We start from the raw sequence: 23,279 nt of genomic DNA, 5'->3' as shown, positions 1-23,279 counted from the left end.
CGGCAAGTTTGAAATCGAACAAAGTGACCCTACATGAGAATCGTTCTCAAAAAAAGGAGCATTCGAATGGAAAAGTTGACCCGCCGTGGATTTCTCGCGTCAACCGGAGCCGCGGCCGTCACGGCCCGCATCGCACCTGTCGTGGGCGTCAAGGGACGGCCCATTCTGACGCTGGTTTATGACAAATCTATGGGCATGATGCGCGCAGTAGAAAAAATCGTATTTCGCTGAAGCGGCGCAGAACCCCCGCGCCGCATCCAAAACACTAGATTTCGTTCAGACGGTCGAGCGCAGCATTGAGCTGTGCTTCTTCCTCTTCGCGCAGGGCCAAGTTGCCCTCTGCCTCGGCGATAACCTCGTCTGGGGCACTTTCGCGGAACTTTGGATTGTTCAAGCGTCCACGTAGGCCGCCCAATTCCTTGGCTAGCTTGCCTAGGTTCTTGGTCAAACGCGCCTTTTCAGCGTCAACATCGATGATGTCAGCAAGAGGCAATGCAAAGGTCGCACCTGTGGTGGCCACGGTTAGCGCACCTTTGGGCGTTTCGCTGCTCACGGTCATCGCATCAACGCGTGCGAGACGCTTGATCATCGTCTCGTTGTTCGCCCATGCGGTTTCGGCTGCGCTGTCGGCCTCGGTCTGGACCAATGGCACCTTGAGGCCTGCGGGCACGTTCATTTGCGCACGTGCGGACCGGATGCCTTCGATCAGGGAAATCACCCAATTCATTTCATCATCAGCCGCGCTGTCGACGAGACCATCTGCGGCAAAGGTTGGCCAATCCGTGACAGCCAGCATTTCGTCCCGCGTACCGGTCTCTGCCCACAGTTCTTCTGTGATGAACGGCATGATCGGGTGCAAGAACACGAGGCATTGATCGAGAATCCACGCCATCACGCGCTGGGTTTCTGCCAGTTTGTCTGCGTCGTCGCCTTGCAGCAGCGGTTTGGACAGCTCGACATACCAATCGCAAACCTTGCCCCAAACAAAGGCATAGAGCGCGTTGGCAGCGTCGTTGAACCGGTAGGCGGCGAGGGCTGCATCCACCTCTTCACGGACTTTGGCAGTCTCACCAATGATCCATTTGTTGACGGTTTGCTGTGGGATTAGATCGGCAAGCGCCACGCGTGGACCTTCGTAAACGCCATTCATTTCAGCGAAACGGCACGCGTTCCACAGTTTAGTGCCAAAGTTGCGGTAGCCCGTGAAGCGCTGCGTGTCGAGTTTGAGCGTCCCGCCAAGGCTGGCCATTGCCGCGTTGGTAAACCGCAATGCATCTGCGCCGAATTCGTCGATGATATCCAAGGGGTCGATAACGTTGCCGGTCGATTTGGACATTTTCTTGCCTTTGGCATCGCGAACGAGGCCGTGCAGGTAGATAGTGTCAAAAGGGATGCGTTCGGCGGCAGGTTTGTCATCTGTCAGCATCGCAAGCTGCATCATCATCATCCGTGCAACCCAGAAGAACAGAATGTCAGATCCGGTGACCAGATCGGAGGTTGGGAAATACTTGTCCAACTCCGGTGTCTCGTTCGGCCAACCCAACGTCCCGAGCGGCCAGAGGCCGGAAGAGAACCAAGTGTCCAGTACGTCTGGGTCACGGGTCAGTTCAACATCCGCACCTGCCTGAGCTTGGGCCGCGGCTTCGGTGACTGCGCAATACTGGTTGCCGTCCGCATCGAACCACACAGGGATCTGGTGACCCCACCATAGTTGGCGCGAGATACACCATGGTTCGATGTTTTCGAGCCAATGGAAATAGACCTTTTCCTCGCGCTCTGGGACGATCTTGACGGTTCCGTCGCGCACAGCGTCTAGCGCTGGGCCAACGATTTGATCGGTGTCGACGAACCATTGGTCAGTAAGCGCAGGTTCGATCACGACTTTGGAACGATCGCCAAAGGGCTGCATGATCTTTTTGTTTTCGACAAATGGCACGATCGTTTCGATTTCGTTGCCTTCTTCATCTTTGACCATTTCGGTGGTCATAACAGCCAGACCCTCCGCAGTGATGTCAGCGATCACAGCCTTGCGTGCTTCGAACCGATCGAGCCCGCGGTAGGCTTCTGGAACAAGGTTCATCGCGGCGATCATTGCCTCGTTGAATTTTTGCTCTCCGTTTGCAATTGCTTGGGCCACTGCGGCCTCTTCGGCGTAGGGTTTGCCGTCGGCACGCATGGCGCTACGGGTATCCATCAACGCGTACATCGGGATGCCACCACGTTTGGCCACCATGTAGTCGTTAAAGTCATGGGCACCGGTGATTTTAACCGCACCAGACCCAAAATCCTTGTCCGGATACTGGTCCGTGATGATCGGGATCAGGCGACGGTGCTCTTTTGGCCCAACAGGGATTTCACACAGCTTGCCCACGATCGGTGCATAGCGTTCATCAGACGGATGCACGGCAACGGCGCCATCCCCCAACATTGTTTCCGGACGGGTTGTCGCGATTGAGATGTAGTCACGCGTCTCGGACAGCGTGACGTTCCCATCTTCGTCTTTTTCGACGTACTCATAGGTCTGGCCACCAGCGAGTGGGTATTTGAAATGCCACATATGGCCGTCGACTTCGATATTTTCGACCTCTAGGTCGGAAATCGCAGTTTCGAAATGGGGGTCCCAGTTGACCAAGCGCTTGCCGCGATAAATCAGACCCTTTTTATACATCTCGACAAAGGTCTTGATGACAGCGTCGTGGAAATCAGGTCCTTGCGCGCCACCGGGCTGGCCCGGTGCACCGTCCATCGTAAAGGCAAGCCGCGACCAGTCCATCGATGCGCCAAGACGTTTGTCTTGGGCCACAATCGTGCCGCCAGACTCTTCTTTCCATTCCCAGATTTTCTGAGTGAAAGCCTCGCGGCCCAATTCGACACGGCCGGGGCTGCCTGCTTCTGCCAACTGACGTTCGACAACCATCTGAGTTGCGATGCCGGCGTGATCGAGACCGGGTTGCCACAGCGTATCGAACCCCTGCATCCGCTTCCAACGGATCAGAATATCCATCAAAGTGTGGTTGAACGCGTGGCCCATGTGTAGAACGCCAGTGACGTTCGGTGGTGGCAACATGATGCAGTAGGTCGATGCCTCGGGCTTAGCATTCGCGCCCGCGACAAAACATCCAGCTTTTTCCCAAGCGTCATAGAGGCGAGGTTCGGCGATAGTGGCGTCAAAATTTTTGTCGAGGGGCATGATTAAGATCCTGAGTATGTCTCAGGCTGAGATAGCGTTTTGACAGGCCAAGGGAAAGGGGGAAGCTAGCCCTGAACCAGAGGCATACGCATGCCAGCTTTGATCACGTCAGGATCATAGGCTTGGCGGGCAAACACGTCGTGGACGCGGTCGCGGAAATGCTCGAGCGGAAAGTGCTCGTAGTTGGGGTCAAAAGAGGATTGATCCCAGCGCTCGCAAAAGGTTGCACAGTCGTCAAAGTACATGTGGCCTGCGTATTGCTGACGTTTCTCAGGGTTAGCTCCGACATGTTCGCCGTAATACACCATTTGAAAGTCGCCATGCTTTTCCACAACCCAAGTGCATTGCTCGCGTACAAATGGCTTGAGAATTGTTGCCGCGTATTCGTCATGATTATAGGGGGCAAAGATATCGCCGATGTCATGCAACAGCGCTGAGACGACCCAATCGATATCGGCGCCATCCCGTTCCGCGCGGGTCGCGGATTGCAAAGAGTGGCCAAGGCGGGTGATTTGATAGCCAGATAGACCTTCGTCTAATGCCACAAGAGCAGTCAGCAAACGGTCGGCGGTACCCTTGGTGTGTTCAATCTCGTGCTTGGTCAGAAAGTCGTAATCTTCTTTGTCGCCATCTTTCATCGCGGTGAATTTAACTTGGTCCATCACTTATCTGCCTTGTCATAAAACGCGCCGGACTTTTTCGCACCCGACATCATCACTGAGGTTTGTAGCGTACGTGCCGCTGTGTAAACAGCGAGGTTTTCTTCCGCAAAGGGTGTTTGGGGCACGAGGTAGGGCTGCCAATTGCCGTCTGTGTCTGCCCCGCGGGCGAGGTGGGCATAGTCGCGTTCGCCCCCTGTTTTTTTGATCTTGGGTGTCAGGTAACGCAGAACCACTCCGATCCTGCGATCGTTCGATACATTCGGGCCGGATCCATGAATCGTAAGGCCGTGATGCAGACTGATTTCCCCTGGTTCAAGTTCGACCGCCACTCGGTCTTCTGGCGAGACGTCCACTTTGATCTCTTGGCCGCGGGACAAAAGGTTATGATCGTCAAAGCTATCTTCGTGCGGCAAGATCGGGTTCTTGTGGCTGGCTTGGACAAAATCCATGCATCCGCTCTCGCGGGTCGCCGGCGACAACGCGAGCCAAGCCGTCGTCAGGCCGTCGATTTCACCCATGCCCCAATAGGTCAAATCTTGATGCATTGTGACGACATTCTTGGTGCGGGCCTCTTTGATTAAGAGTTCTGTCGAATAGAGCATGATGTCCGGACCCAGCACCCCCTCGACGACGTCCAGAATACTGTCCATCACGCCAATCTCATGCGCGATTGGCATTACCATTTGGGCGTTGATCCGCTTGTACGTGTTCAAGGGCAAGGTCAGACCATTGTCGAGCCAGTCGGCTTCGAGCTGTTCAAGCTCAATACGCAAAGCGTTCGCAGTTTCGACGGACATCACGCGTTTTGGAAAGAGATAGCCATCGTTCCAATAGTTATCGATTTCGGTTTTGCTCAGAGTTGTCGTCATGGCGGGCCTCGTTTCTTACCGTCAAATTTGCGCATGGATAGCGGGGGTGCGTCTTGTCTGTTTACGGCGTCTAAATACGACATAGATAAACGGGATCACTGGACACTAGATCGCGGCCCGCTAGGGTGATGCTTCGAGCACGATGAGGGATTCAAACATGGACAAATTCGGCAAGAGCCAATCGGTAAAACGAATCGAAGATCTGCGGTTTTTGACAGGCAGCGGTCGCTATGTGGATGACATCACCCCAGCCGGTGCGCTGCACACGTTTGTTTTGCGCTCACCTGTCGCACATGCCGAGGTGACTGAATTGAATGTCTCTGATGCGCGAACTGCCGATGGCGTGCATCTGGTTTTGACCGCTCAGGATTTGATTGAGGGTGGCTTGAGCAAGGGAATGCGCGCCAGCCTCGTCAAGAATCTAGATGGGTCTGAGGGCGCAGATCCGCGCCGACCGCTATTGGCTGAGGCGCGCGTGCGCTTTGTCGGCGAACCGATAGCAGTGATCGTAGCCGATACGATGGAACATGCCAAAGATGCATCAGAATTGATCGTCTTTGATTTTGAAGAACTAGAGACGCACGTCAAACCCGTAGTCGGAGGTCCCGAAATCCACCCCGAAGCGCCGCAGAACATCGCATTTGATTGGGGGACCGGTGAGAAGGACGCGACCGAAGCCGCCTTTGCCGATGCGGTTCATCACGTCACGTTAGAGCTTGATGATAACCGTGTGATCGTCAATTCGATGGAGCCGCGCGGCTGTTATGCCGAAATGACCGACGGTCGCCTACATGTCAGCGTGAATGGCCAAGGTGTTTGGGGCACCAAGACAGATCTGGCCGATATTTTGGATATGGACGAGGCCGATATTCGCGTGACCAATCCCGATGTTGGCGGCGGTTTCGGGATGAAAGCCATGAACTATGCCGAGACGTTTCTTGTCGCCTTTGCAGCGCGCGCGCTGGGCCGTCCCGTCCGTTGGATGTCCGAGCGGACGGAAGCGATGCTCAGCGACAACGCCGGACGCGATCTGATCCACGTGGCCGAGCTGGCCTTTGACGCGGATCACCGCATCACTGGATACCGGATCAATACCGTCGCAAATATGGGGGCCTATAATTCGCAATACGCCCAGCCCATTCAAACGATGTTGTTCAGCCGCGTCTTGATGGGGGTCTATGATGTTCAATCTGCTTGGATGCGGACCGTGGGTGTCTACACAAACACGACCCAAGTAGATGCATACCGTGGGGCCGGACGCCCCGAAGCGATCTATGCGTTAGAACGCGCTATGGATACTGCTGCCCGCCAGCTCGGTGTTGATCCGTGGGATCTGAGAGCGAAGAACTTTATCAAGCCGAACCAGTTTCCATACAAGACCGTGACTGACGAGACCTATGACGTAGGAGACTTTGACCGCTTGTTGGGTCGGGCGGCCGTCGAGGCTGACCGCGATGGATTTGCCGCTCGCCGTGCGGCGAGTGCGGCAAAGGGCAAACTACGCGGTCTTGGCCTGTGCTATTATATCGAGAGCATTTTGGGCGACCCCTCAGAGGGGGCCGAGATTGTGTTTCTCGAAGATGGCACGGTTGAAATATATGTCGGCACGCAATCAAACGGGCAGGGGCATGAGACGGTCTACGCTCAGTTTCTAAGCGATCAAACGGGCATACCAGCTGACCGCATTGTCGTGATCCAAGGTGACAGTGACCGGATCAAACAGGGTGGCGGAACAGGTGGGTCGCGATCTGTCACAGTCCAAAACAACGCAACCTTAGCGACTGTCACTGTTATGGTTGAGGCTTTTGGCGCTTTTTTGAGCGAGACAGAAGATAATGCCGAGGTTACGTTTGACGACGAACGGTTCCGTGTCGAGGGATCTAATACTGCAACCACGATGCTAGAGGCTGCACAGATGGCGCGCGATGCTGGACGTGATGATCTGTTGAAACACGCAGCACGCGCCACGCTAGAGGCACGTAGTTATCCAAATGGGGCGCATGTCGCCGAGGTCGAGATTGATCCCGAGACAGGGCAAACACGACTAGATCGGTACACGGTCGTTGATGACTTCGGGAACCTGATCAATCCGATGCTTGCCGCGGGTCAGGTCCATGGTGGCGTGGTCCAAGGTGTGGGGCAGGCGTTGCAAGAGCACGTTGCTTATGACGCCGAAGGTCAGCTGCTCACGGCGACGTTTATGGACTATTCGATGCCACGGGCCGAAGATGTGCCTATGATTAAGTTTCATTCAGAACCCGTCCCTTCGACAAACAACATCATGGGTATGAAGGGCTGCGGCGAAGCTGGAACAGTCGGATCAATGGCTGCAACTGCTAACGCGGTTCAAGATGCGCTGTGGGATCGTGGGATCACACATGTGGACATGCCACTGACGCCGCTGCGCGTTTGGGAAATGTTGCAAGAGGCACCTGTTGCCGCTGAGTAGTTGGATTTCGCGGGTTTTTGGCCGGTTTCGCAGGTCACAAAGCACCCCACAGGTCACAAGCCGTGATCCGTCTCTTCACGTCGTCATCTTAGACGGTACGATGTCCAGCCTCTCGCCAGGCCGCGAGACGAGTGCCGGACAAACATACCGTTTGTTGCAAGAGATGGGCACCAAGGCCGGTATCACAATCTATTATGAACCGGGTATTCAATGGACCCATTGGCGGGATGCGTGGGGGGTGATGACAGGCCGCGGGATCAATCGCCAAATTCGTCGCGCCTATGGGCATCTCGCCACTCGGTATCGGCCGGGTGACCGGATCGTTTTGATTGGATATTCGCGCGGTGCATATGCGGTTCGCAGCCTTGCAGGTGTGATTGACCAAATCGGACTGGTGCGTCGTCAATTTGCCACTGTCCGTCACATCAGGCAGGTCTACCGCCACTATGAGGCAGGGGTTGATAGCCCGACGGTGCAAGAGTTTCGCACGGCGTATTGCCATCCAGAGGCTCCGATCGAAGCTGTTGCTGTTTGGGATACGGTCAAAGCGCTGGGCCTAAGGCTGCCATTTCTATGGCGCTGGACCCAGCGGCGACACAGCTTTCACAATGATGGGCTAGGGCCCAGCATTTCCCATGGGTTTCATGCGCTTGCATTAGACGAGACACGTGCGGCCTATGCGCCTGTGTTGTGGCGGTGCGCCGAAGATTGGGATGGCCGGATGGAGCAGGTGTGGTTCAGAGGTGGACACGCAGATGTCGGCGGCCAGCTGAACGGGCGGAACTGGGCGCGGCCATTGGCCAATATTCCCTTGGTGTGGATGTTGGAGAATTTGTCGATGTGTGGATTGCCGCTGCCTGCAGATTGGCGCGGGCGACATCCCATGGACCCAAATGCGCCACCCGTTGGCGCGTGGTCGGGTTGGGCCAAGCTGTTTCTGACGCGTCGCCGACGGGTTGTCGGAACAGACGTTTCAGAACGCCTACATGTTTCAGTTCACCCCGAACTTGAGGCGGATCAACATAAAACCCGACAGGCCTAGGCTACGTTTTTCAGCAGTGTTTGTGGTGCTAGCCCCAAAGCGCCGCAAACGTCTCGTGTGAGTTCGGGTTTGTTGAGCGTGTAGAAGTGCAAATGGTCAACGCCTTCGTCTAACAATTCTGAACACAGCCCGCTTGCATGGGCGACCGCCAGCAAATCGTGGCAGGAATCGCGGTTTGCGTTGTCAAACGCTTGGGCCAAAACGGCGGGAATGGACGCACCACAGGAACGCGCAAATTTTTGAACACCTGTCCAATTTTCGACCGGTAGAATTCCGGGCAGGATCGGTGCGGTGATACCAGCGGCAGCACAAGCATCGCGGAACCGTAGAAATGTTTCAGCTTCAAAAAAGAACTGAGTGATCGCAGATGTGGCACCAGCGTCGATTTTTGCTTTGAGATAATCGATGTCCGCGATGGTCGAGCGCGCCTCTGGATGTGTCTCAGGGTACGCACCCACACGGATGTCAAATTTCTCTGTCTCAGCAAGCGCCGAGATTAAATCACACGACGATTGAAACCCGTCCGCATGTGGTTGGAAGGTTGTCTCGCCTTTGGTGGCATCGCCGCGCAAGGCGACAATTTGGGTGACCCCAGCCGCGGCATAGTTGTCGGCAATTGCCATCGTCTCTTCGCGACTTGCGTTCACGCAGGTCAAATGGGCTGCGACGGACAATCCCGTTGTCTTGTGAATCGTGGCCACCGCGTCGTGTGTCCGCTCGCGGGTCGTGCCGTCAGCACCATAGGTGACAGAGACAAAGTCTGGATTGAGCGGGCCCAGTGTCTGAATGCTGTCCCAGAGCCGAAACGAGCCTTCGAGTGTCGATGGGGGAAAAAATTCAAAAGACACAGTGGGGTCAGGCATCGGTTCGCTCCTCTTTGCTGATCGGGTTGTCGCACGTGCGCGAATATGAGACAAATTCACAATCTTCACTAATTTTATGAGCCCACCTCACATATGCATATCGAATTCCGACACCTACGCACGATCCAAGCCATCTATGAAACGGGTGGATTGGCCCGTGCGGCTGACAAGTTGAACATCACGCAAAGCGCGTTGAGCCACCAGATCAAGGGGATCGAGGATCAAGCGGGCGTCGAGTTGTTCGTGCGGCGTTCCAAACCTCTCAAACTATCTGCGGCTGGGATCAAACTCTTGCGTGCTGCCGAACGTATCTTGCCCGAGGTCGCGGCGCTTGAGGCTGAGTTTGAAGGATTGCAGTCGGGCCGGTCGGGGCGCTTGCACATCGCGATTGAGTGTCACGCCTGTTTTGAGTGGCTGTTTCCTGTGCTCGAGCAATTTCGGAAGGCGTGGCCAGAGGTGGACGTCGATATTCGGCCTGGTCTGGCTTTCGGAGCATTGCCTGCTTTGCAAAAGGAACAGGTGGATTTGGTGGTCTCGTCCGATCCAGAAACATTGGATGGCGTCGATTTTACGCCGCTCTTTGATTATGAGCCGGTATTTGTGGCGTCCGCACAGCATCCGCTGGCCCAAAAAGACTATATCGAGGCCGAGGATTTTCGGGGACAAACACTGATCACCTATCCAGTGGATCGTGCTCGACTAGATATTTTTTCCCAACTGTTAACGCCAGCCAAGGTAGAGCCTGACAGCATTCGACCTGTCGAACTGACGGCGGTGATATTGCTGCTCGTGGCGTCAAACCGCGGGGTTTCTGTCCTGCCTGACTGGGTTGTGCGAGAGGTCCGGTACAATTCGGACTATGTCACGCGTCCACTGACAAAAACCGGTCTAACAAGGCGGCTCTATGCGGCAACACGAGATGACGAGACGGCCAAGCCGTTTATGGCGCATTTGATACGTTTGGCCAAAGTTGAGGCCGTCAAGCTGCAGCGTGGCGCCGAGGCATAACGTCTCTTGCGCGTGCTCTTGCTCGGGCGTATACGCCGCCTCTGACCTAAGCGATGGAGAGACCGATGGCTGGCAGCGCTAATCTGAACGTAATGATGAAGACCGCACGTGCAGCGGGGCGCGCCTTGTCCAAGGACTTCCGCGAGGTTGAGCAACTTCAGGTTTCGACCAAAGGACCTGGCGACTTTGTCTCTAAGGCAGACATGAGCGCTGAAAAGCTGATCCGCGAAGCGCTGATGGAGGCCCGCCCGTCGTATGGCTTCCTCGGGGAAGAGGGCGCTGAAATCGAAGGCGAAGATCCGACCCGCCGTTGGATTGTTGATCCCCTTGATGGCACGACAAACTTTCTACACGGTATGCCGCATTGGGCCGTCTCAATCGCGCTTGAGCACAAGGGCCAGATCGTTGCCGGTGTGATCTATGACCCGACTAAAGACGAAATGTTCTACGCTGAAAAAGGTGAGGGCGCTTGGATGAACGAAAGCCGCATCCGTGCCTCTGGCCGCAACAAGATGATCGAATGTGTTTTTGCAACTGGCCTGCCATTTGCTGGTCGCAGCGATCTTCCTGAAACACTTCAAGATTTGGCACGGATCTTGCCGGCATGCGCTGGCGTTCGCCGCTGGGGGGCTGCTGCTCTGGATTTGGCCTATGTGGCTGCGGGCCGGTATGACGGTTTTTGGGAACGCCGCTTGAATGCTTGGGATTTGGCTGCTGGCCTTGTGATCGCCAAAGAGGCGGGCTGCCTTGTTGAGCCGTTGAACCCCAACGGGAACATTCTTCAAGATGGTGAATTGGTTGTTGCCAACGAAGCGATCTTTGATCAATTTTCAAAAATCGCACGCGGCTAGTTCTGACCTCGATGAGCGGCCGCGACGTGCGGTTACTGATCCGACGGATGGTTTACGCCGTCGACCCAGGCGATATAATCCATTTCAGACGGGTTAACGCCCTCGAGCGCACCGAGGTTCACGCCAAATTCGTTTGGGTTTGAGCGTCGTTGGTGGTGGGTATAGATGCCGCATACCTTGCAAAAATAGTGCTTCGCGGTGCCAGTCCCCCATTGATACAACGAGAGGCTATCGGCGCCTTTTACAATCTGGATCCCGTCCAATGGTGCCGAGACTGCGGCGGCCCCGCGACGTCTGCAAAACGAACAATCGCATCTGCGCGCTGTGTTCAATCCATCGGACAACGTCACGGCTAACTCGACTGCACCACAGTGGCATTTTAAAACATGGCTCATTTGCGCCTCGGGATGATTGGAATGGTGGATGGTGAATAGGTCGCGTCAGGATGAGGCGGGTGACCTTCGGTGCGATCCCACCACTGACGCCCACCGCGACGCAGCCATATTGGCAGTAGGTACAAGATCCCGATCACAAATCCACCTGCATGCGCCCAGTATGCAACGCCGCCGTTGGTGGTATCGACGCTGACGCCACTGACGATCTGGAGGCCGAACCAGAGCCCCAGCATAATCCACGCGGGGATCGGAAAAATACGGATGAACACGATAAATATAATGAGGATGTCGACCTTGGCCTTTGGGAACATCAACAGATATCCGCCCATGATACCTGCGATCGCACCTGAGGCACCAACCGTTGGCACGGCGCTGCTGGGGTCTGGCAGGATTTGCGCGACATTAGCCAAGATCCCGCAGAACAGATAGAAAATCAGGAACCCGACATGGCCCAACTCGTCTTCTAGGTTGTCGCCAAAGATCCACAAGAACAACATGTTGCCGGCTAAGTGCATGAACCCGCCATGCAAAAACGTTGAGGTGACAAGGCTGATATAGTTGTCACCTGCAGTGATCTGCGCAGGGATCATAGCCCAATTCCAAAAGATTGGGTTGATGCGGGCAGGGTCCTGCATCACGCCCCAATAGCTAAGAAAAATCAGAATGTTCAGCGCTAACAAAGCGTACGTGACGTAGGGCGTGCGGCGAGACGGGTTGTGATCGCGAACTGGAAACATGGGGGCACCGTGGTCGATGCCCCCGATGTCGTCAAGTACCTGCAGTGTTGGGCGGGCTGATCTGGGCGAGCAGATCCGCGTTGCCACCTGATGCAGTTGTGTCGATACAGATATGATGTTCAGCAATCACATAGCTCGCGTCTGGCGTCGTCGTAACGAGCGGTAGGATCGCGCCAGACCGATTGGCCAGAGCACAGGCATAATCGCGCGAGATCTTTGGAGAACCCCAAAAGAGTACACCAGAAAACCCTATGAGCGTTTCGAGGGCTTTGGGTGGCAATGCCCCCGTCGCGACGACGGCCCGCCCGCCTAGTTCTTGGACTGCACGGGCTTGGTCTAGCGAGGCGTTGGAACCAGGCCCAAGGCACAAAAACGGCGCGCGCGCAGTTTCTTTCAATCGGTTGGATTCACCTGTTGGCCCGGGCAGATCCGTGATGGTTTGATGATCTGACAGAGGCGCTGCATCAATGGCGTCTTGGGCTTGCTGTTCGCTCATGCTGTCGCTCCAGCGCCCCGATGTTTGGGCAACAGGTCGTTGCAGGAACCGAGTGAGGTAGAGAGGTCCACCCGCTTTGGGTCCTGTCCCTGATAGACCCTCGCCACCAAAGGGTTGGCTGCCGACAACGGCACCAATTTGGTTGCGGTTTACGTAGATGTTCCCAGCTTTGATTTTGTCCGAGACATGCTGGACGCGGTCATCAATGCGCGTGTGCAAGCCAAACGTCAGGCCATAGCCGGTCGCATTGATGTCGGCGATCACGTCATCCAATTCGCCACTCTTGAATGTCGCAATATGCAGGACAGGGCCGAACACCTCGTGGGTCAGGTCTTGTATTCCGTTCACCTTGATCAGTGTCGGTGCAATGAAATGGCCAGTGCCTGGTGTGTCTTGTTCAGCGAGAACACGGTCCTCAGCCCGCGCCGTTTCAATGTAGGCACGAATACTGTCCGATGCAGTTTGGTCAATCACAGGGCCGACATCTGTGGATAACAGAGCGGGGTCACCAACACGTAACTCCTGCATCGCTCCTTTGATCATCGTGATCAGCGTGTCTGCGATGTCTTCTTGGACGTAGAGGCACCGCAGGGCTGAACAACGCTGTCCTGCCGACTGGAACGCGGATTGAATGATGTCGCGTGTTGCGTGTTCAGGCAGCGCTGTGCTGTCGCAGATCATTGCGTTAAGGCCGCCGGTTTCGGCAATGAACGGTGTGCCCGGTGCGAGATTCTTAGCCATTGTTGAATGAATTTTTTGTGCGGTCGCAGTAGAGCCGGTGAAAACAACTCCATTGATGCGAGGGTCTTGTGTGAGGGCCGAACCCACGCCGCCATCACCGGACATCAAACACAAGGAAGTCTTTGGCACTCCGGCTTGGTGCATGAGCATGACAGCTCTTGCGGCGATCAAGGGCGTTTGTTCGGCCGATTTGGCGATTACACCGTTCCCAGCTGCCAAGGCTGCCGAAATTTGCCCTGTGAAAATCGCGAGAGGAAAGTTCCAAGGGGAAATACAGGTGATGAGCCCGAGTGGGGGTGCTGTGCTTTCAGCGCCGCGTGCTGCGTAGTAGCGCAAGAAGTCGACTGCTTCACGTAATTCGCCAACGCAATCGGCACGGGTTTTGCCCGCCTCGCGGGTCAGTAGGTCAAAGAGTACGCCATAATCTGCCTCGAATTGATCTGCGACAGCGTTTAGAATGCGTGCTCGTTCTTGCGGCGATGCATCCCACTTACGTAGGCCTGAGAGCGCGCCGTCGATCATTTGTGGTGATGTTGCGTTGACGGTTCCAACGGGAACATTTGGATGGGTCGGATTTTCAACATGTTGCCCTAGGTCCGAGGATGGATCGCCGGCAGTATGATTGATCGCTCGGGCCTCTAGCATCGCGCTATCAATTTTATCAAGCGTCGGCTGGTCCGTTAAATCCCAACCCACCGAATTGCGACGCTCGGGTGAAAAGAGCGCGGGTCCGGTGGCCAACGGCGTTTGATGCACGACCTCAAACGGATCGGCGGCCACGATAAGTGGCGGAACAGCCTCATCTACGATTTGATTTACGAAGCTAGAGTTGGCGCCGTTCTCCAATAATCGCCGAACCAAATAAGCAAGCAGATCGCGATGTGCACCAACAGGTGCATAGATCCGACATTTGGTGCCATTGTTCGATAGAACGATATCGTGCAGCGTCTCGCCCATCCCGTGCAAGCGTTGAAACTCGAATGGTGTTGTCTCTTCAGCCATATACAAAATGGCCGCGACCGTGTGGGCATTGTGGGTTGCGAACTGAGGATAAATTCTGTCGGTCATGCCGAGCAGTTTTCGAGCATTCGCAATGTAGCTAATGTCAGTGGCTGCTTTGGACGTGAAGACGGGAAAGCCTGCCAAGCCTTCGACTTGCGCCAGCTTGACCTCTGTGTCCCAATACGCACCTTTGACGAGCCGGACCATAATCTTGCGGTCCAAACGCTGTGCCGTTTGATACAGCCAGTCGATTACGTAGCTGGCGCGCGGACCGTAGGCCTGAACAACCACACCAAACCCGTCCCATCCGGCCAGCGCGGGTTCAGCTAGTACTGTCTCGATGACATCCAGCGAAAGCGATAGGCGGTCGGCCTCTTCGGCGTCGATGTTCAAACCCATTCCCGCCGATTTAGCGAGTAGGGCAAGCGAACGGATGCGGGGCACCAGTTCGGTCATAACGCGATCGGCTTGCGCGACTTCGTAACGGGGGTGAAGTGCGGATAGCTTGACCGAAATGCCGGGATTGTCGGCGATGCGGTCATGGGTACACGCTTCGGCGATCGCGCTGATCGCCCGAGAATAGGCGATGTGATAACCGCGGGCGTCTGCATCGGTCGCCGCTGCTTCGCCGAGCATGTCGTAGCTGTAGGTGTAGCCCCGCGCCTCTTGCTTGGCGGCGCGATCCATTGCGCCTCTGATGTCTGTCCCTAGTACAAACTGCTTGCCCATTTCTCGCATCGCCCGACCGACAGCGGCTCGAATGACTGGTTCGCCCACTCGTTTGAGTGCGCCACGCAGTAATCCCGCAATTCCAGGTTTTTCGTCGTCCAAGACTGTGCCGGTGAGCAACAAAGCCCATGTCGATGCATTGACCATTGATGAAGCTGACTGCCCGAGGTGTTTGCCCCAGTCAGACGGCGCGATCTTGTCCTCGATTAATGCGTCGATGGTTTCTGCATCCGGAACACGCAGCAGTGCTTCGGCCAAACACATCAATGCGATCCCTTCGATAGTCGACAGGCCGTATTCCGCGAGAAAGACCTCCATCAATTCGGGCGAGGCGTTTCCGCGAATTTGGGTGACCATATCGGCCGCGGTCTTGCAGATCGTCAGGCGGTCATCGGATGAGAGATCGGCCAGCGTGGTGAGATGATCAATCGCTGTATTTTGGCCCATCAAACGCGCGGCATCAATCATATCGCGCAGTGCGGGCAAAGTATCACGTGGCATAGTGCTCTCCTATTCGATTTTCCTAATGTACACTTGATATGAAGGTCAAATTTGGCTTATTGGGTGATTTCATAATTCATTTTGTCTGAATTTCTCCGAAAATATGACAGAAAGGTGCTGGGATGGATTCGTTCGATCGAAAGATTCTAAATGTGCTGGCTGGCGATGGCCGGATCAGCATCACCGATTTGGCCAAGCAGATTGGCCTTTCGAAAAGCCCGACGCAGGCCCGCTTGCGTAAGCTGGAAGAGGACGGCGTCATTCTGGGCTATCGCGCCATGGTCGATCCGATCCGGCTGGGGCAGGACCATGTCGCGTTTGTCGAGGTTAAGCTGACGGATACCCGTGAGGTCGCTCTGGACGCGTTCAATCGTCGTGTCGCCGAGATTGGCGAAATTGAGCAATGCCATATGATCGCAGGGTCGTTTGACTATCTGCTCAAGGTGCGGACAACAGATATGACGAGCTACCGAATGGTGTTGGCTGAGAAGGTTTCGACCTTGCCGCATGTCTCAAGCACGTCGACATATGTGGCAATGCAGGCGGTTAAAGAACACGTGGTTTCGCCACTGTGACTTGACCCAGCGGGGTCGCGGATCACGTCGTATAACATGAAAGCACTTATCTTCTTCTTGCTCGCGGCTGGACCGACCTTGGCCCAAGCGTGCCCAGCGGTCGATCCCCAAGCGGAACGTCGTTCAGAACTATTGTCCAAAATTCAAAGCGCGCGTGGCGAAATGGATGCGCGAGTTTTTTCAGGACAGTGATGGGAAATCTGGTTGAACGCCCTTGACGCGACAGCCCAAGACATGTTGGACCGTGGAATGCGTGCGCGTGAAAGTTACGCCTTTGACGAGGCAGAGCGCGCGTTCACCGAATTAATTGTCTATTGCCCCAATTACGCAGAAGGCTGGAAGAAGCGGGCGTTTGTCCATTTTTTGCGCCAAGATTTTGATGAGGCGCTTCCAGATCTCGACAAAGCGATCGAATTGGATGCAGGGTATGTTGCGGCGATTGCGGGCAAGGCGCTGACACAAATCGGGCTGGGCGAGGCGGACGCAGCCCAGATCACACTGCGCCAGGCGCTTGCATTGAATCCGTGGCTGAGCGAGAGATCTCTGCTGACCGAGCCGTTGGGCGAAGAGATTTAAGGTTTACGCCGCAGCACAGCGCAGTATGTATGACGCCATGCGGGCGTGATGGAATGGTAGACATACCAGACTTAAAATCTGTTGGGGTGTAGCCCCGTGTGGGTTCGAGTCCCACCGCCCGCACCATACTTCTTCTTGATTTAACAAACGAATCAAGAGGTTAGCAAATGGTCGTTTTAAGCGAAGTTTTCGGTGAGTTTCTGGACCTAAAAGAGATCAATCCAAAGCCCTCAGAGCAGTCTGTAAGGCGACTCATAGAGGTAGCTGGTGATTTACCTGTGGATCAGTACGCCAGAAGCCATGCTAAGGCTTTTCTAGCGTCCTACAGTGAGCAGAAAACCAGCACCCGTAGAAGAAGGCTCCAGTGTCTTTCGTCTATCCTGAACTTTGCTTATTGGGAGTACGACATAGACAAGAGTAACCCGTTCTCAAGGGTCATTATCAAGGGTGAAGGTAAGGATGCGACCTCAAGGGAACCGTTCTCTGTGGTTGAACTCAAGAAGCTGTACAGCGCCTCTCTAGCCTATGGTCAGCTACGCTTGATACTACCTATACTTGGTGAAACTGGTTGTCGCTTGTCTGAGGTTCTTGGCCTCATGAAACAGGATGTAATCCACACTGAGGACTTACTGGTTATTAATATCAGAGAGAATGATTGCAGGGGTCTCAAGACTGAGAATAGCAAGAGGTTGCTACCTGTCGTGTCTGATAGTGCCACAAAAGCCCTACAGAAGTTACTAGAGGCTCAGAGCGACAGTCCTTACCTGTTCCCGCGTTATGCTTCTTGTGGCTACCTGAACAATACAGGGCATCAGCTACGCTCTGTAATTACCTCAAGAAGTCCTTTGACGGTAAGACCACCCACTGCCTAAGACATGGCTTCAGGGGCCGCCTGAGAGACTGCGACGTGCCTTTGGAAGCTATAGATCAGGTTGATGGATGGTCTAGTGTAGGAGGCGTAGGAACCAACTATGGTAAAGGCTACAGTCTGCCTAAACTCGCTGATTACTTGCGCAGGATAGCTATATAGGCATTATCCCAATCATCAGCAGGGTCTATGGTGATGCTAGTTGCTTCTGGAGCGCCTGTGATTATTGGGGCCATGCCGCTTTGTTGTGATTTTTAGAAGGCGGTCAATGCTTGCTAAGCAAGCCACTTCAGACGATACTTCAGTCTGCCGGCAGTCCACTTGGGGAATGTCGATGTAGGAAGTATTCATGCGGCTGATTTTACCACTTATCTTTTGCGCAAATGCAGCTTGGGCCGATTGCGAGCCAGATAAAGAACTGTTCATGGCCTGCTCCTTCCCAAACGGTAAGGCGGTTGAGGTCTGCACAAACAGTAATTTGGTCAATTACACGTTTGGCAGACCGGGCGAGCGGCCAGAACTTGCGATCTCCCTAGCGTTTCAGGACGGGGCCGAGATGGTACCGTGGAGTGGGGCAGGTCGCTCCATATGGGAAGCTATCCGCCTGACCAACAACGATGTCGTTTATGAGGTCTATGGAGGATTTGATCGACAGCTCGCTACTGATGAGACCAAGACACTCGCAGAGATATTTTTTGGCGGCATCCTGGTCGAGGACATAAACGGGAACGAATTGGCGCATCTGACTTGTGAGCCCGCGACTGTAAACTACAGCTACTGAACACAGGTGTGGCCTATCCGAGCTATGATCTAGTGTTCGTCGTCGTTGGCGGGTTGTTTGGTTGACACACAGCATAAAGTTGATCCAGCATGATTAAATACACCATAGCCACACTAGCACTCACACTCACACTGTCGTTAGCTTCGTCAGCCGTACAAGCACAGGAAACCAGCTGTGATGGCTGGATGTCGTCAGATACTGACATGAGGGCGCAATTTTGGGAGACAGCCACGTCCAATAAAGTCACTAAATGCCTCGATGATGGTGCAGACGTAAGTACAAGGAGCGAATTGGGCGCCACACCTCTTCATATTGCCGCCTTGGAGAACAGAAATCCTAGGGTCTTCACCATATTGGTAAACGCAGAGGCGGATTTAAATGCTAGAAATGCATCCGGGGAGACACCCCTTCATATTGCTGCTTGGCCAAATGACAATCCTGAAGTCTTAACGATATTGCTAGAAGCTGGTGCAAATGTAAATTCTCGTGAGGAGGTGGGTGATACCCCCCTTCACTTTGCGTTTTCGCGTCACAGTAAATCAGAAACCTTGAAAGAATTTCTGACTGTGCTGCTAGAAGCTGGTGCGACAGTGCATACTCGGAATGATTTTGGCTTCACCCCGCTACATAGTGCTGCTGCTGGGAACATAAACATAGATTCCGTGCAGCTTCTGCTAGATGCTGGAGCAGAGGTAAATGCTAGGAGTGATAATGGATTCACACCGCTTCACAGTGCTGCCCAGTTTAGCTGGAACCCTGAAATTATCAAGACTTTACTGCAGGCTGGAGCTGATGGAAGCGCTGTTAATGATGACGGTGAAACACCCTTCGACATAGCTAAAGAAAATGAAGCACTAGCAGGTACAGATGCTTACTGGGCATTGAATGACGCACAGTACAAGTAAGTCATAGTCTGGTTCAGTGCTTGTAGACTTCTGGTGGATCATCGACTTGCAAATGGTTGAACAAGATACGCTGTAGAACAATCTCATCGGGTTCGTCTGGGTAATTCCGTGAGATTTCTATCGCCTCAGAAACAACCTCAGAGCAGGATACTGGTATCGGGATGTGCTTTAGGTCATCGCTAGGACTGAGGTGCCCCTCGTTTCCTATACGCCTGCCTCGTTCATTTTCCTTTGTTCTGTTTCATAGTCAACTGGCGACAGCATGCCGTTGTTGGTGTGCTTGCGAGTCGGGTTGTAAAACATCTCGATGTAATCGAACACGTCCTGCCTTGCTGTGTCGCGCGTGGTGTACGTCCGCCGCCTGATGCGTTCCCGTTTCAGCAAGTGAAAGAAGCTCTCGGCGACTGCGTTATCATGACAATTCCCGCGCCTACTCATGCTGGCATCCAGATTGTGTTTGCTGAGAAAAGATTGCCACTCTTTGCCAGTGAATTGGGAACCTTGGTCAGAATGGATCAAGACCCTATGCTTTGGTTTGCGTCGCCAAACGGCGCTCAGCAATGCTTGTAGGGCTAGGTCGGTTGTCATGTGAGACTGCATCGACCACCCAACGACACGCCGTGAGAAAAGGTCGATGACCACAGCGAGGTACGACCAGCCTTCATGGGGCCTGATGTACGTGATATCGGTCACCCATACGCAATCAGGCGCATCCACCTCGAACTGTCGATCCAGTGTGTTGTCAGCGACGACTGCAGGCTTGCCGCCATATCGACCAGGTCGACGTTTGTATCCGATCTGCGCTGCAATGCCTGCCAAAGCTGGCCAAACGTGCCACACGGTTCTCTGAACAGGTCTCGCCAGCATCGCGCAGGTCGTCTGCAAATTTGCGATATCCATAGACCTTACCGCTATCGGTCCATGCCTGCTGGATCAGCTCCGTCTGACGTGCATCTTCACGCGCACTTAACGGTTCTTTAAGCCATGCATAGAAACCGCTGAAATGAACCATCAGCACGCGACACATTGAACGCACAGAAAACTCAGTGCGATGAGCCTCAATAAACGCGTACCTCACTGAGACGCTCGCGCGAAGTACGCGGTCGCCTTTTTTAGAATAGTGCGCTCCTCGGTGACCCGGACCAACTCACGCTTCAACCGTTTGATCTCAGCAGCCTGTTCCGCCACCTCCGATCTGACACGGGGTGACTTCGCAAACTGCGACTTCCACGTGTAAAGCGACTTGGTGCTAATCCCGAGCCGTTCCGCCACTTCGCTGACCGCATATCCACGCTCAACGATCTGCGCCACGGCGTCCCGTTTGAACTCGTCTGTAAAACGTATTCCCTTATTCATATCCGTCTCTCCTTGCTTCCAAAATTACCAGGCAAAGCGTCTACAAATCTAGGGGCACCTCAGTCTCCGGAAGAGCGTTGTCGCCTTATGTCCGAAACACGTTGTTAACAAAGACATTCTAGCGTGCATTGTACGTGTCCAAAACTGGAAGGAAATCTAGGTCTCGAAGGTGATGCATGTGGGTATGACCCCTTTTCAAGAGGGTCGGTTTGGTGCACGCTTTAGTTTAGCATTGGCGCATCTAGGTGTGTTTCCAACCGACAGACATGTTTTGTTGGGACAATAACAGGATCCAAAGACCAAAAGTAAATTTGTCTGAAGAGGTGACCGATGAAGGGTACGATTTTTGTAGAACTCGTCAAAATGGCTGAGAATGCGTTTGGCGAAGAAGTTGTTGATGAGGTGCTATCCAAAGCAGACTTGGAGAATGATGGTGCCTTTACCACTGTTGGCAATTATCCGTGCACTGAGCTTGTTAAAATCGTCGTGGCCTTTAGTGAGCATTCAGGGATCAGCGGTGACAAGCTGCAACGGATGTTCGGCCATTGGATGATGGACCACTTTGTTGAAAACTATGAAGAATTTTTTGTGGGTATGACCGACAGTTTTTCACTCCTTGAGGCTGTGGATGGTGAAATCCATGTTGAAGTTAAAAAGCTTTACCCTGATGCTGAGCTGCCGGTTTTTGACACCGAGCGCTTAAAAGACGATCAGATGAAATTGACCTATACGTCCCCGCGACCCCTTGTTGAGTTCTGCCACGGAATGGTCGAGGCCTGCCTAGAGCGTTACAGCCAGACAGCGGAAATCGAGCGTTGCCCCGTCGCCCATCAAGAAAACGCGACGGTTTTTGATATTAAACTTAACCAGTAGAATGAATTGTTAAGTTATGGACAGCTCGGATAATCCAGCAGATGATCGTGTGTCGCGAATACGATATGCGCGCGAACAAAACGCCCGCGCCGAAGCTGAGCGGTTGCTCGAGGAAAAGAGCCGTATGCTCTACCTCGCCAACCAAGAGCTAAGCGCGCATTCTGCTGGGTTGGAAGCTGCGGTTATCGAGCGCACCAAAGAACTGGAAGAAGCGCTGCGACAGGCCGAAGCTGCCGGCAAAGCCAAGAGCCGGTTTGTCGCAACTATGAGCCATGAAATCCGCACCCCTCTCGGGGGTATGTTGGGGATGATTGATCTCTTGGCGATGGACGAGAATGACGCCTCGAAACTTGAATTTCTGAGCTACGCTGCGCTTGCGGGAAAAGGGCTGAGCCGGATTGTGAATGATGTCTTGGATTTTTCCAAGATGGAGGCCGGTGTCTTCGTTATTAAAGAAGAGGGTGTCGACGTGCGCGCGTTGGTCGAGAGCGTTCGAATGCTGGCCGTATCGACGGACAAACCGGCAGACAGGACGATCGTCGCGAAAATCACAGCTGATGTACCTCACCTCTTCCTTGGTGACGGAACCCGTATTCGGCAGGTGATTTCAAACCTTGTCTCGAACGCAGTGAGATATTCAGAAGACGGCCCTGTTCTGATCAGAGCGAGTGCATCGGATCACAAAAAAGGGGCTCTGTTGCGTGTTGAGATCGAAGATTTTGGTGTGGGTATCGCTGAAGACAGCATTCCAAACATATTTAAGGATTTTTCGCAAATCTCTAATCCTCTGACTGCAGCGGCGCAGGGGTCCGGGCTTGGCCTAGCGATCTGTAAACGTATCCTCGAAGGATGTGGCGGCACCATGGGTGTTGAGAGCGTTCTAGGTAAGGGTTCGACGTTTTGGTTCGAGCTACCCGTGACTGTCATTGAGCAGTCGAAGCCGGTCAAAGATTCCGCCGGCGTGATCCCTGAACCAATTCAAAGCAGTCCTCTCGAAGGAATGCGGGTGCTGATTGCAGAAGATAACATCATCAATCAAAAGCTGCTGCTTACCTATCTGAAACGCATGGGCGTTGTTCCTGAGTTGGCTGAGAACGGTCGCATTGCGTTTGAAAAGTTTGACCCAGAAAAGTTTGACTTGGTCTTGATGGATGTCGCGATGCCAGAGATGGACGGGCTCGAGGCGACACGGCAAATTTGCCTGAAGTGGCAAGATGCCGACATGCCACCGATCTTGGCGCTGACTGCGCACGTTATGGATGCGATCCAAGACGAGGTCGAATTGGTCGGAATTGATACGGTACTGTCAAAGCCTATTCCGTTTCAGGAACTCAAACATGCGTTAGAGACGGCTCTGCGTAACCAACCTGTGAAACCCTCATTCGCAACAGCCCAAGAGAGTACGGTCGCGAACATCCAAGATGGCACGATCCTTTCAAGGATGTCGCCAACGGTTTTGGCTGAAATGAAAGAGATGTTTTCGGAAGATGTGATTTTGGATTTGACGAAGAAATTTGTCGATGACGCCGCACAACGGACTGAGATAATTGTCGACGCAATCCATCAAAATGATTCCAAAACAGCGATCGCTGAGGCGCACTCTATCAAAGGGTCGGCATTGGTTCTGGGGTTCGCGGATGTTGCAGCATACGCACGCCAGATTGAGCTAGATAAGCCCCCTGCGGCTAAAGGGCTCGAGCTTACCTCGAAAATCGAGATTGCACTGGACGAGCTTCGCCAAGCGATTTGAATTCAAGCGAGTGATCGGTGGCGCGATTCAGTAATGTGATTGGCATCGAACTGTCGTGAT

20 protein-coding genes, 1 tRNA gene and 1 pseudogene are annotated in these 23,279 nt (G+C 54.0%); 14 read left to right on the top strand and 8 right to left on the bottom strand.

Annotated elements, in window-relative coordinates; translation table 11 throughout:
• Window positions 1-66 precede the first annotated feature (66 nt).
• Window positions 67-231, top strand: coding sequence for a hypothetical protein (locus TR2A62_RS08205; RefSeq protein WP_009158271.1), 165 nt, complete (start codon window positions 67-69; stop codon window positions 229-231).
• 34 nt (window positions 232-265) lie between these two features.
• Here the strand turns inward: TR2A62_RS08205 and TR2A62_RS08200 are convergent, their stop codons facing one another.
• The 3 genes from TR2A62_RS08200 to TR2A62_RS08190 all read right to left on the bottom strand — a co-directional run bounded on the left by TR2A62_RS08200 (window position 266) and on the right by TR2A62_RS08190 (window position 4,721).
• Window positions 266-3,190 carry a valine--tRNA ligase gene (locus tag TR2A62_RS08200; protein WP_009159584.1) on the bottom strand — a complete coding sequence of 975 codons (2,925 nt, stop codon included), beginning with the start codon at window positions 3,188-3,190 and terminating at the stop codon, window positions 266-268.
• Between the two features lie 65 nt (window positions 3,191-3,255).
• On the bottom strand, window positions 3,256-3,852 hold the full coding sequence (locus TR2A62_RS08195) for an HD domain-containing protein (protein ID WP_009158181.1): 597 nt from the start codon (window positions 3,850-3,852) through the stop codon (window positions 3,256-3,258).
• A complete protein-coding gene (locus TR2A62_RS08190; RefSeq protein WP_009158894.1) occupies window positions 3,852-4,721 on the bottom strand; it encodes a phytanoyl-CoA dioxygenase family protein in 870 nt (289 codons plus the stop codon). The genes TR2A62_RS08195 and TR2A62_RS08190 overlap by 1 nt, the downstream gene beginning before the upstream one ends.
• A 157-nt stretch (window positions 4,722-4,878) precedes the next feature.
• Between TR2A62_RS08190 and TR2A62_RS08185 the strand changes: the two genes are divergently transcribed.
• Both TR2A62_RS08185 and TR2A62_RS08180 read left to right on the top strand, forming a co-directional pair.
• On the top strand, window positions 4,879-7,170 hold the full coding sequence (locus TR2A62_RS08185) for a xanthine dehydrogenase family protein molybdopterin-binding subunit (protein WP_009160536.1): 2,292 nt from the start codon (window positions 4,879-4,881) through the stop codon (window positions 7,168-7,170).
• Window positions 7,157-8,212, top strand: coding sequence for a DUF2235 domain-containing protein (locus tag TR2A62_RS08180; protein WP_040820477.1), 1,056 nt, complete (start codon window positions 7,157-7,159; stop codon window positions 8,210-8,212). Before TR2A62_RS08185 ends, TR2A62_RS08180 begins: the two co-directional genes overlap by 14 nt.
• On the opposite strand, the gene metF is transcribed toward TR2A62_RS08180, so the two are convergent.
• Complete coding sequence (gene metF / locus TR2A62_RS08175; protein WP_009158077.1) at window positions 8,209-9,075, bottom strand: methylenetetrahydrofolate reductase [NAD(P)H]; 867 nt, start codon at window positions 9,073-9,075, stop codon at window positions 8,209-8,211. The genes TR2A62_RS08180 and metF overlap by 4 nt on opposite strands.
• Window positions 9,076-9,168: 93 nt before the next feature.
• Between metF and TR2A62_RS08170 the strand changes: the two genes are divergently transcribed.
• Both TR2A62_RS08170 and TR2A62_RS08165 read left to right on the top strand, forming a co-directional pair.
• Window positions 9,169-10,083 (top strand): LysR family transcriptional regulator, encoded by a 915-nt coding sequence (locus tag TR2A62_RS08170; RefSeq protein ID WP_009160761.1) that lies wholly within the window; start codon window positions 9,169-9,171, stop codon window positions 10,081-10,083.
• 65 nt (window positions 10,084-10,148) lie between these two features.
• Window positions 10,149-10,934: an inositol monophosphatase family protein gene (locus tag TR2A62_RS08165; protein WP_009160720.1), complete on the top strand. Its 786-nt coding sequence runs from the start codon at window positions 10,149-10,151 to the stop codon at window positions 10,932-10,934.
• Between the two features lie 32 nt (window positions 10,935-10,966).
• Here the strand turns inward: TR2A62_RS08165 and TR2A62_RS08160 are convergent, their stop codons facing one another.
• Genes TR2A62_RS08160 through putA form a run of 3 tightly spaced genes read right to left on the bottom strand, consistent with a single transcriptional unit; the run spans window position 10,967 to window position 15,535 of the window.
• On the bottom strand, window positions 10,967-11,329 hold the full coding sequence (locus TR2A62_RS08160; RefSeq protein ID WP_009158512.1) for a GFA family protein: 363 nt from the start codon (window positions 11,327-11,329) through the stop codon (window positions 10,967-10,969).
• A complete protein-coding gene (locus TR2A62_RS08155) occupies window positions 11,326-12,066 on the bottom strand; it encodes a rhomboid family intramembrane serine protease (RefSeq protein ID WP_009160368.1) in 741 nt (246 codons plus the stop codon). The genes TR2A62_RS08160 and TR2A62_RS08155 overlap by 4 nt, the downstream gene beginning before the upstream one ends.
• Before the next feature lie 31 nt (window positions 12,067-12,097).
• Complete coding sequence (gene putA / locus TR2A62_RS08150) at window positions 12,098-15,535, bottom strand: bifunctional proline dehydrogenase/L-glutamate gamma-semialdehyde dehydrogenase PutA (protein ID WP_009157912.1); 3,438 nt, start codon at window positions 15,533-15,535, stop codon at window positions 12,098-12,100.
• Window positions 15,536-15,657: 122 nt separating this feature from the next.
• Here putA and TR2A62_RS08145 point away from each other — a divergent pair, with 122 nt between their 5' ends.
• From TR2A62_RS08145 to TR2A62_RS08120, 7 genes are all read left to right on the top strand, one after another.
• Window positions 15,658-16,110, top strand: coding sequence for an Lrp/AsnC family transcriptional regulator (locus TR2A62_RS08145; protein ID WP_009159090.1), 453 nt, complete (start codon window positions 15,658-15,660; stop codon window positions 16,108-16,110).
• Window positions 16,111-16,146: 36 nt separating this feature from the next.
• Window positions 16,147-16,302 (top strand): TPR domain protein, encoded by a 156-nt coding sequence (locus TR2A62_RS18755; protein ID WP_009159671.1) that lies wholly within the window; start codon window positions 16,147-16,149, stop codon window positions 16,300-16,302.
• 12 nt (window positions 16,303-16,314) lie between these two features.
• Entirely contained in the window at window positions 16,315-16,686 is a 372-nt protein-coding gene (locus TR2A62_RS08140; RefSeq protein ID WP_009157443.1) for a tetratricopeptide repeat protein, read from the top strand.
• A 39-nt stretch (window positions 16,687-16,725) separates the two neighbouring features.
• Window positions 16,726-16,812, top strand: a tRNA-Leu gene (locus tag TR2A62_RS08135).
• Window positions 16,813-16,853: 41 nt separating this feature from the next.
• Complete coding sequence (locus TR2A62_RS08130) at window positions 16,854-17,558, top strand: tyrosine-type recombinase/integrase (RefSeq protein WP_009160364.1); 705 nt, start codon at window positions 16,854-16,856, stop codon at window positions 17,556-17,558.
• A gap of 345 nt (window positions 17,559-17,903) precedes the next feature.
• Complete coding sequence (locus tag TR2A62_RS08125; protein WP_009158504.1) at window positions 17,904-18,335, top strand: hypothetical protein; 432 nt, start codon at window positions 17,904-17,906, stop codon at window positions 18,333-18,335.
• A gap of 89 nt (window positions 18,336-18,424) precedes the next feature.
• Window positions 18,425-19,240 carry an ankyrin repeat domain-containing protein gene (locus TR2A62_RS08120; RefSeq protein ID WP_009159061.1) on the top strand — a complete coding sequence of 272 codons (816 nt, stop codon included), beginning with the start codon at window positions 18,425-18,427 and terminating at the stop codon, window positions 19,238-19,240.
• Window positions 19,241-19,444: 204 nt separating this feature from the next.
• Here the strand turns inward: TR2A62_RS08120 and TR2A62_RS18090 are convergent.
• Window positions 19,445-20,596, bottom strand: a pseudogene (locus tag TR2A62_RS18090) (IS3 family transposase).
• A gap of 330 nt (window positions 20,597-20,926) precedes the next feature.
• On the opposite strand from TR2A62_RS18090, the gene TR2A62_RS08105 reads away from it, so the two are divergent.
• Window positions 20,927-21,469: a heme NO-binding domain-containing protein gene (locus TR2A62_RS08105; RefSeq protein ID WP_009159614.1), complete on the top strand. Its 543-nt coding sequence runs from the start codon at window positions 20,927-20,929 to the stop codon at window positions 21,467-21,469.
• Window positions 21,470-21,485: 16 nt separating this feature from the next.
• On the top strand, window positions 21,486-23,219 hold the full coding sequence (locus TR2A62_RS08100; RefSeq protein WP_009159813.1) for an ATP-binding protein: 1,734 nt from the start codon (window positions 21,486-21,488) through the stop codon (window positions 23,217-23,219).
• The last annotated feature ends 60 nt before the right edge of the window (window positions 23,220-23,279 follow it).

Origin of the sequence: Thalassobium sp. R2A62, assembly GCF_000161835.1 — a bacterium.
Classification (GTDB): domain Bacteria; phylum Pseudomonadota; class Alphaproteobacteria; order Rhodobacterales; family Rhodobacteraceae; genus Thalassobium.
Note: the sequence above shows the minus strand (reverse complement) of the source record. Positions and strands in the feature narration are given on the sequence as shown.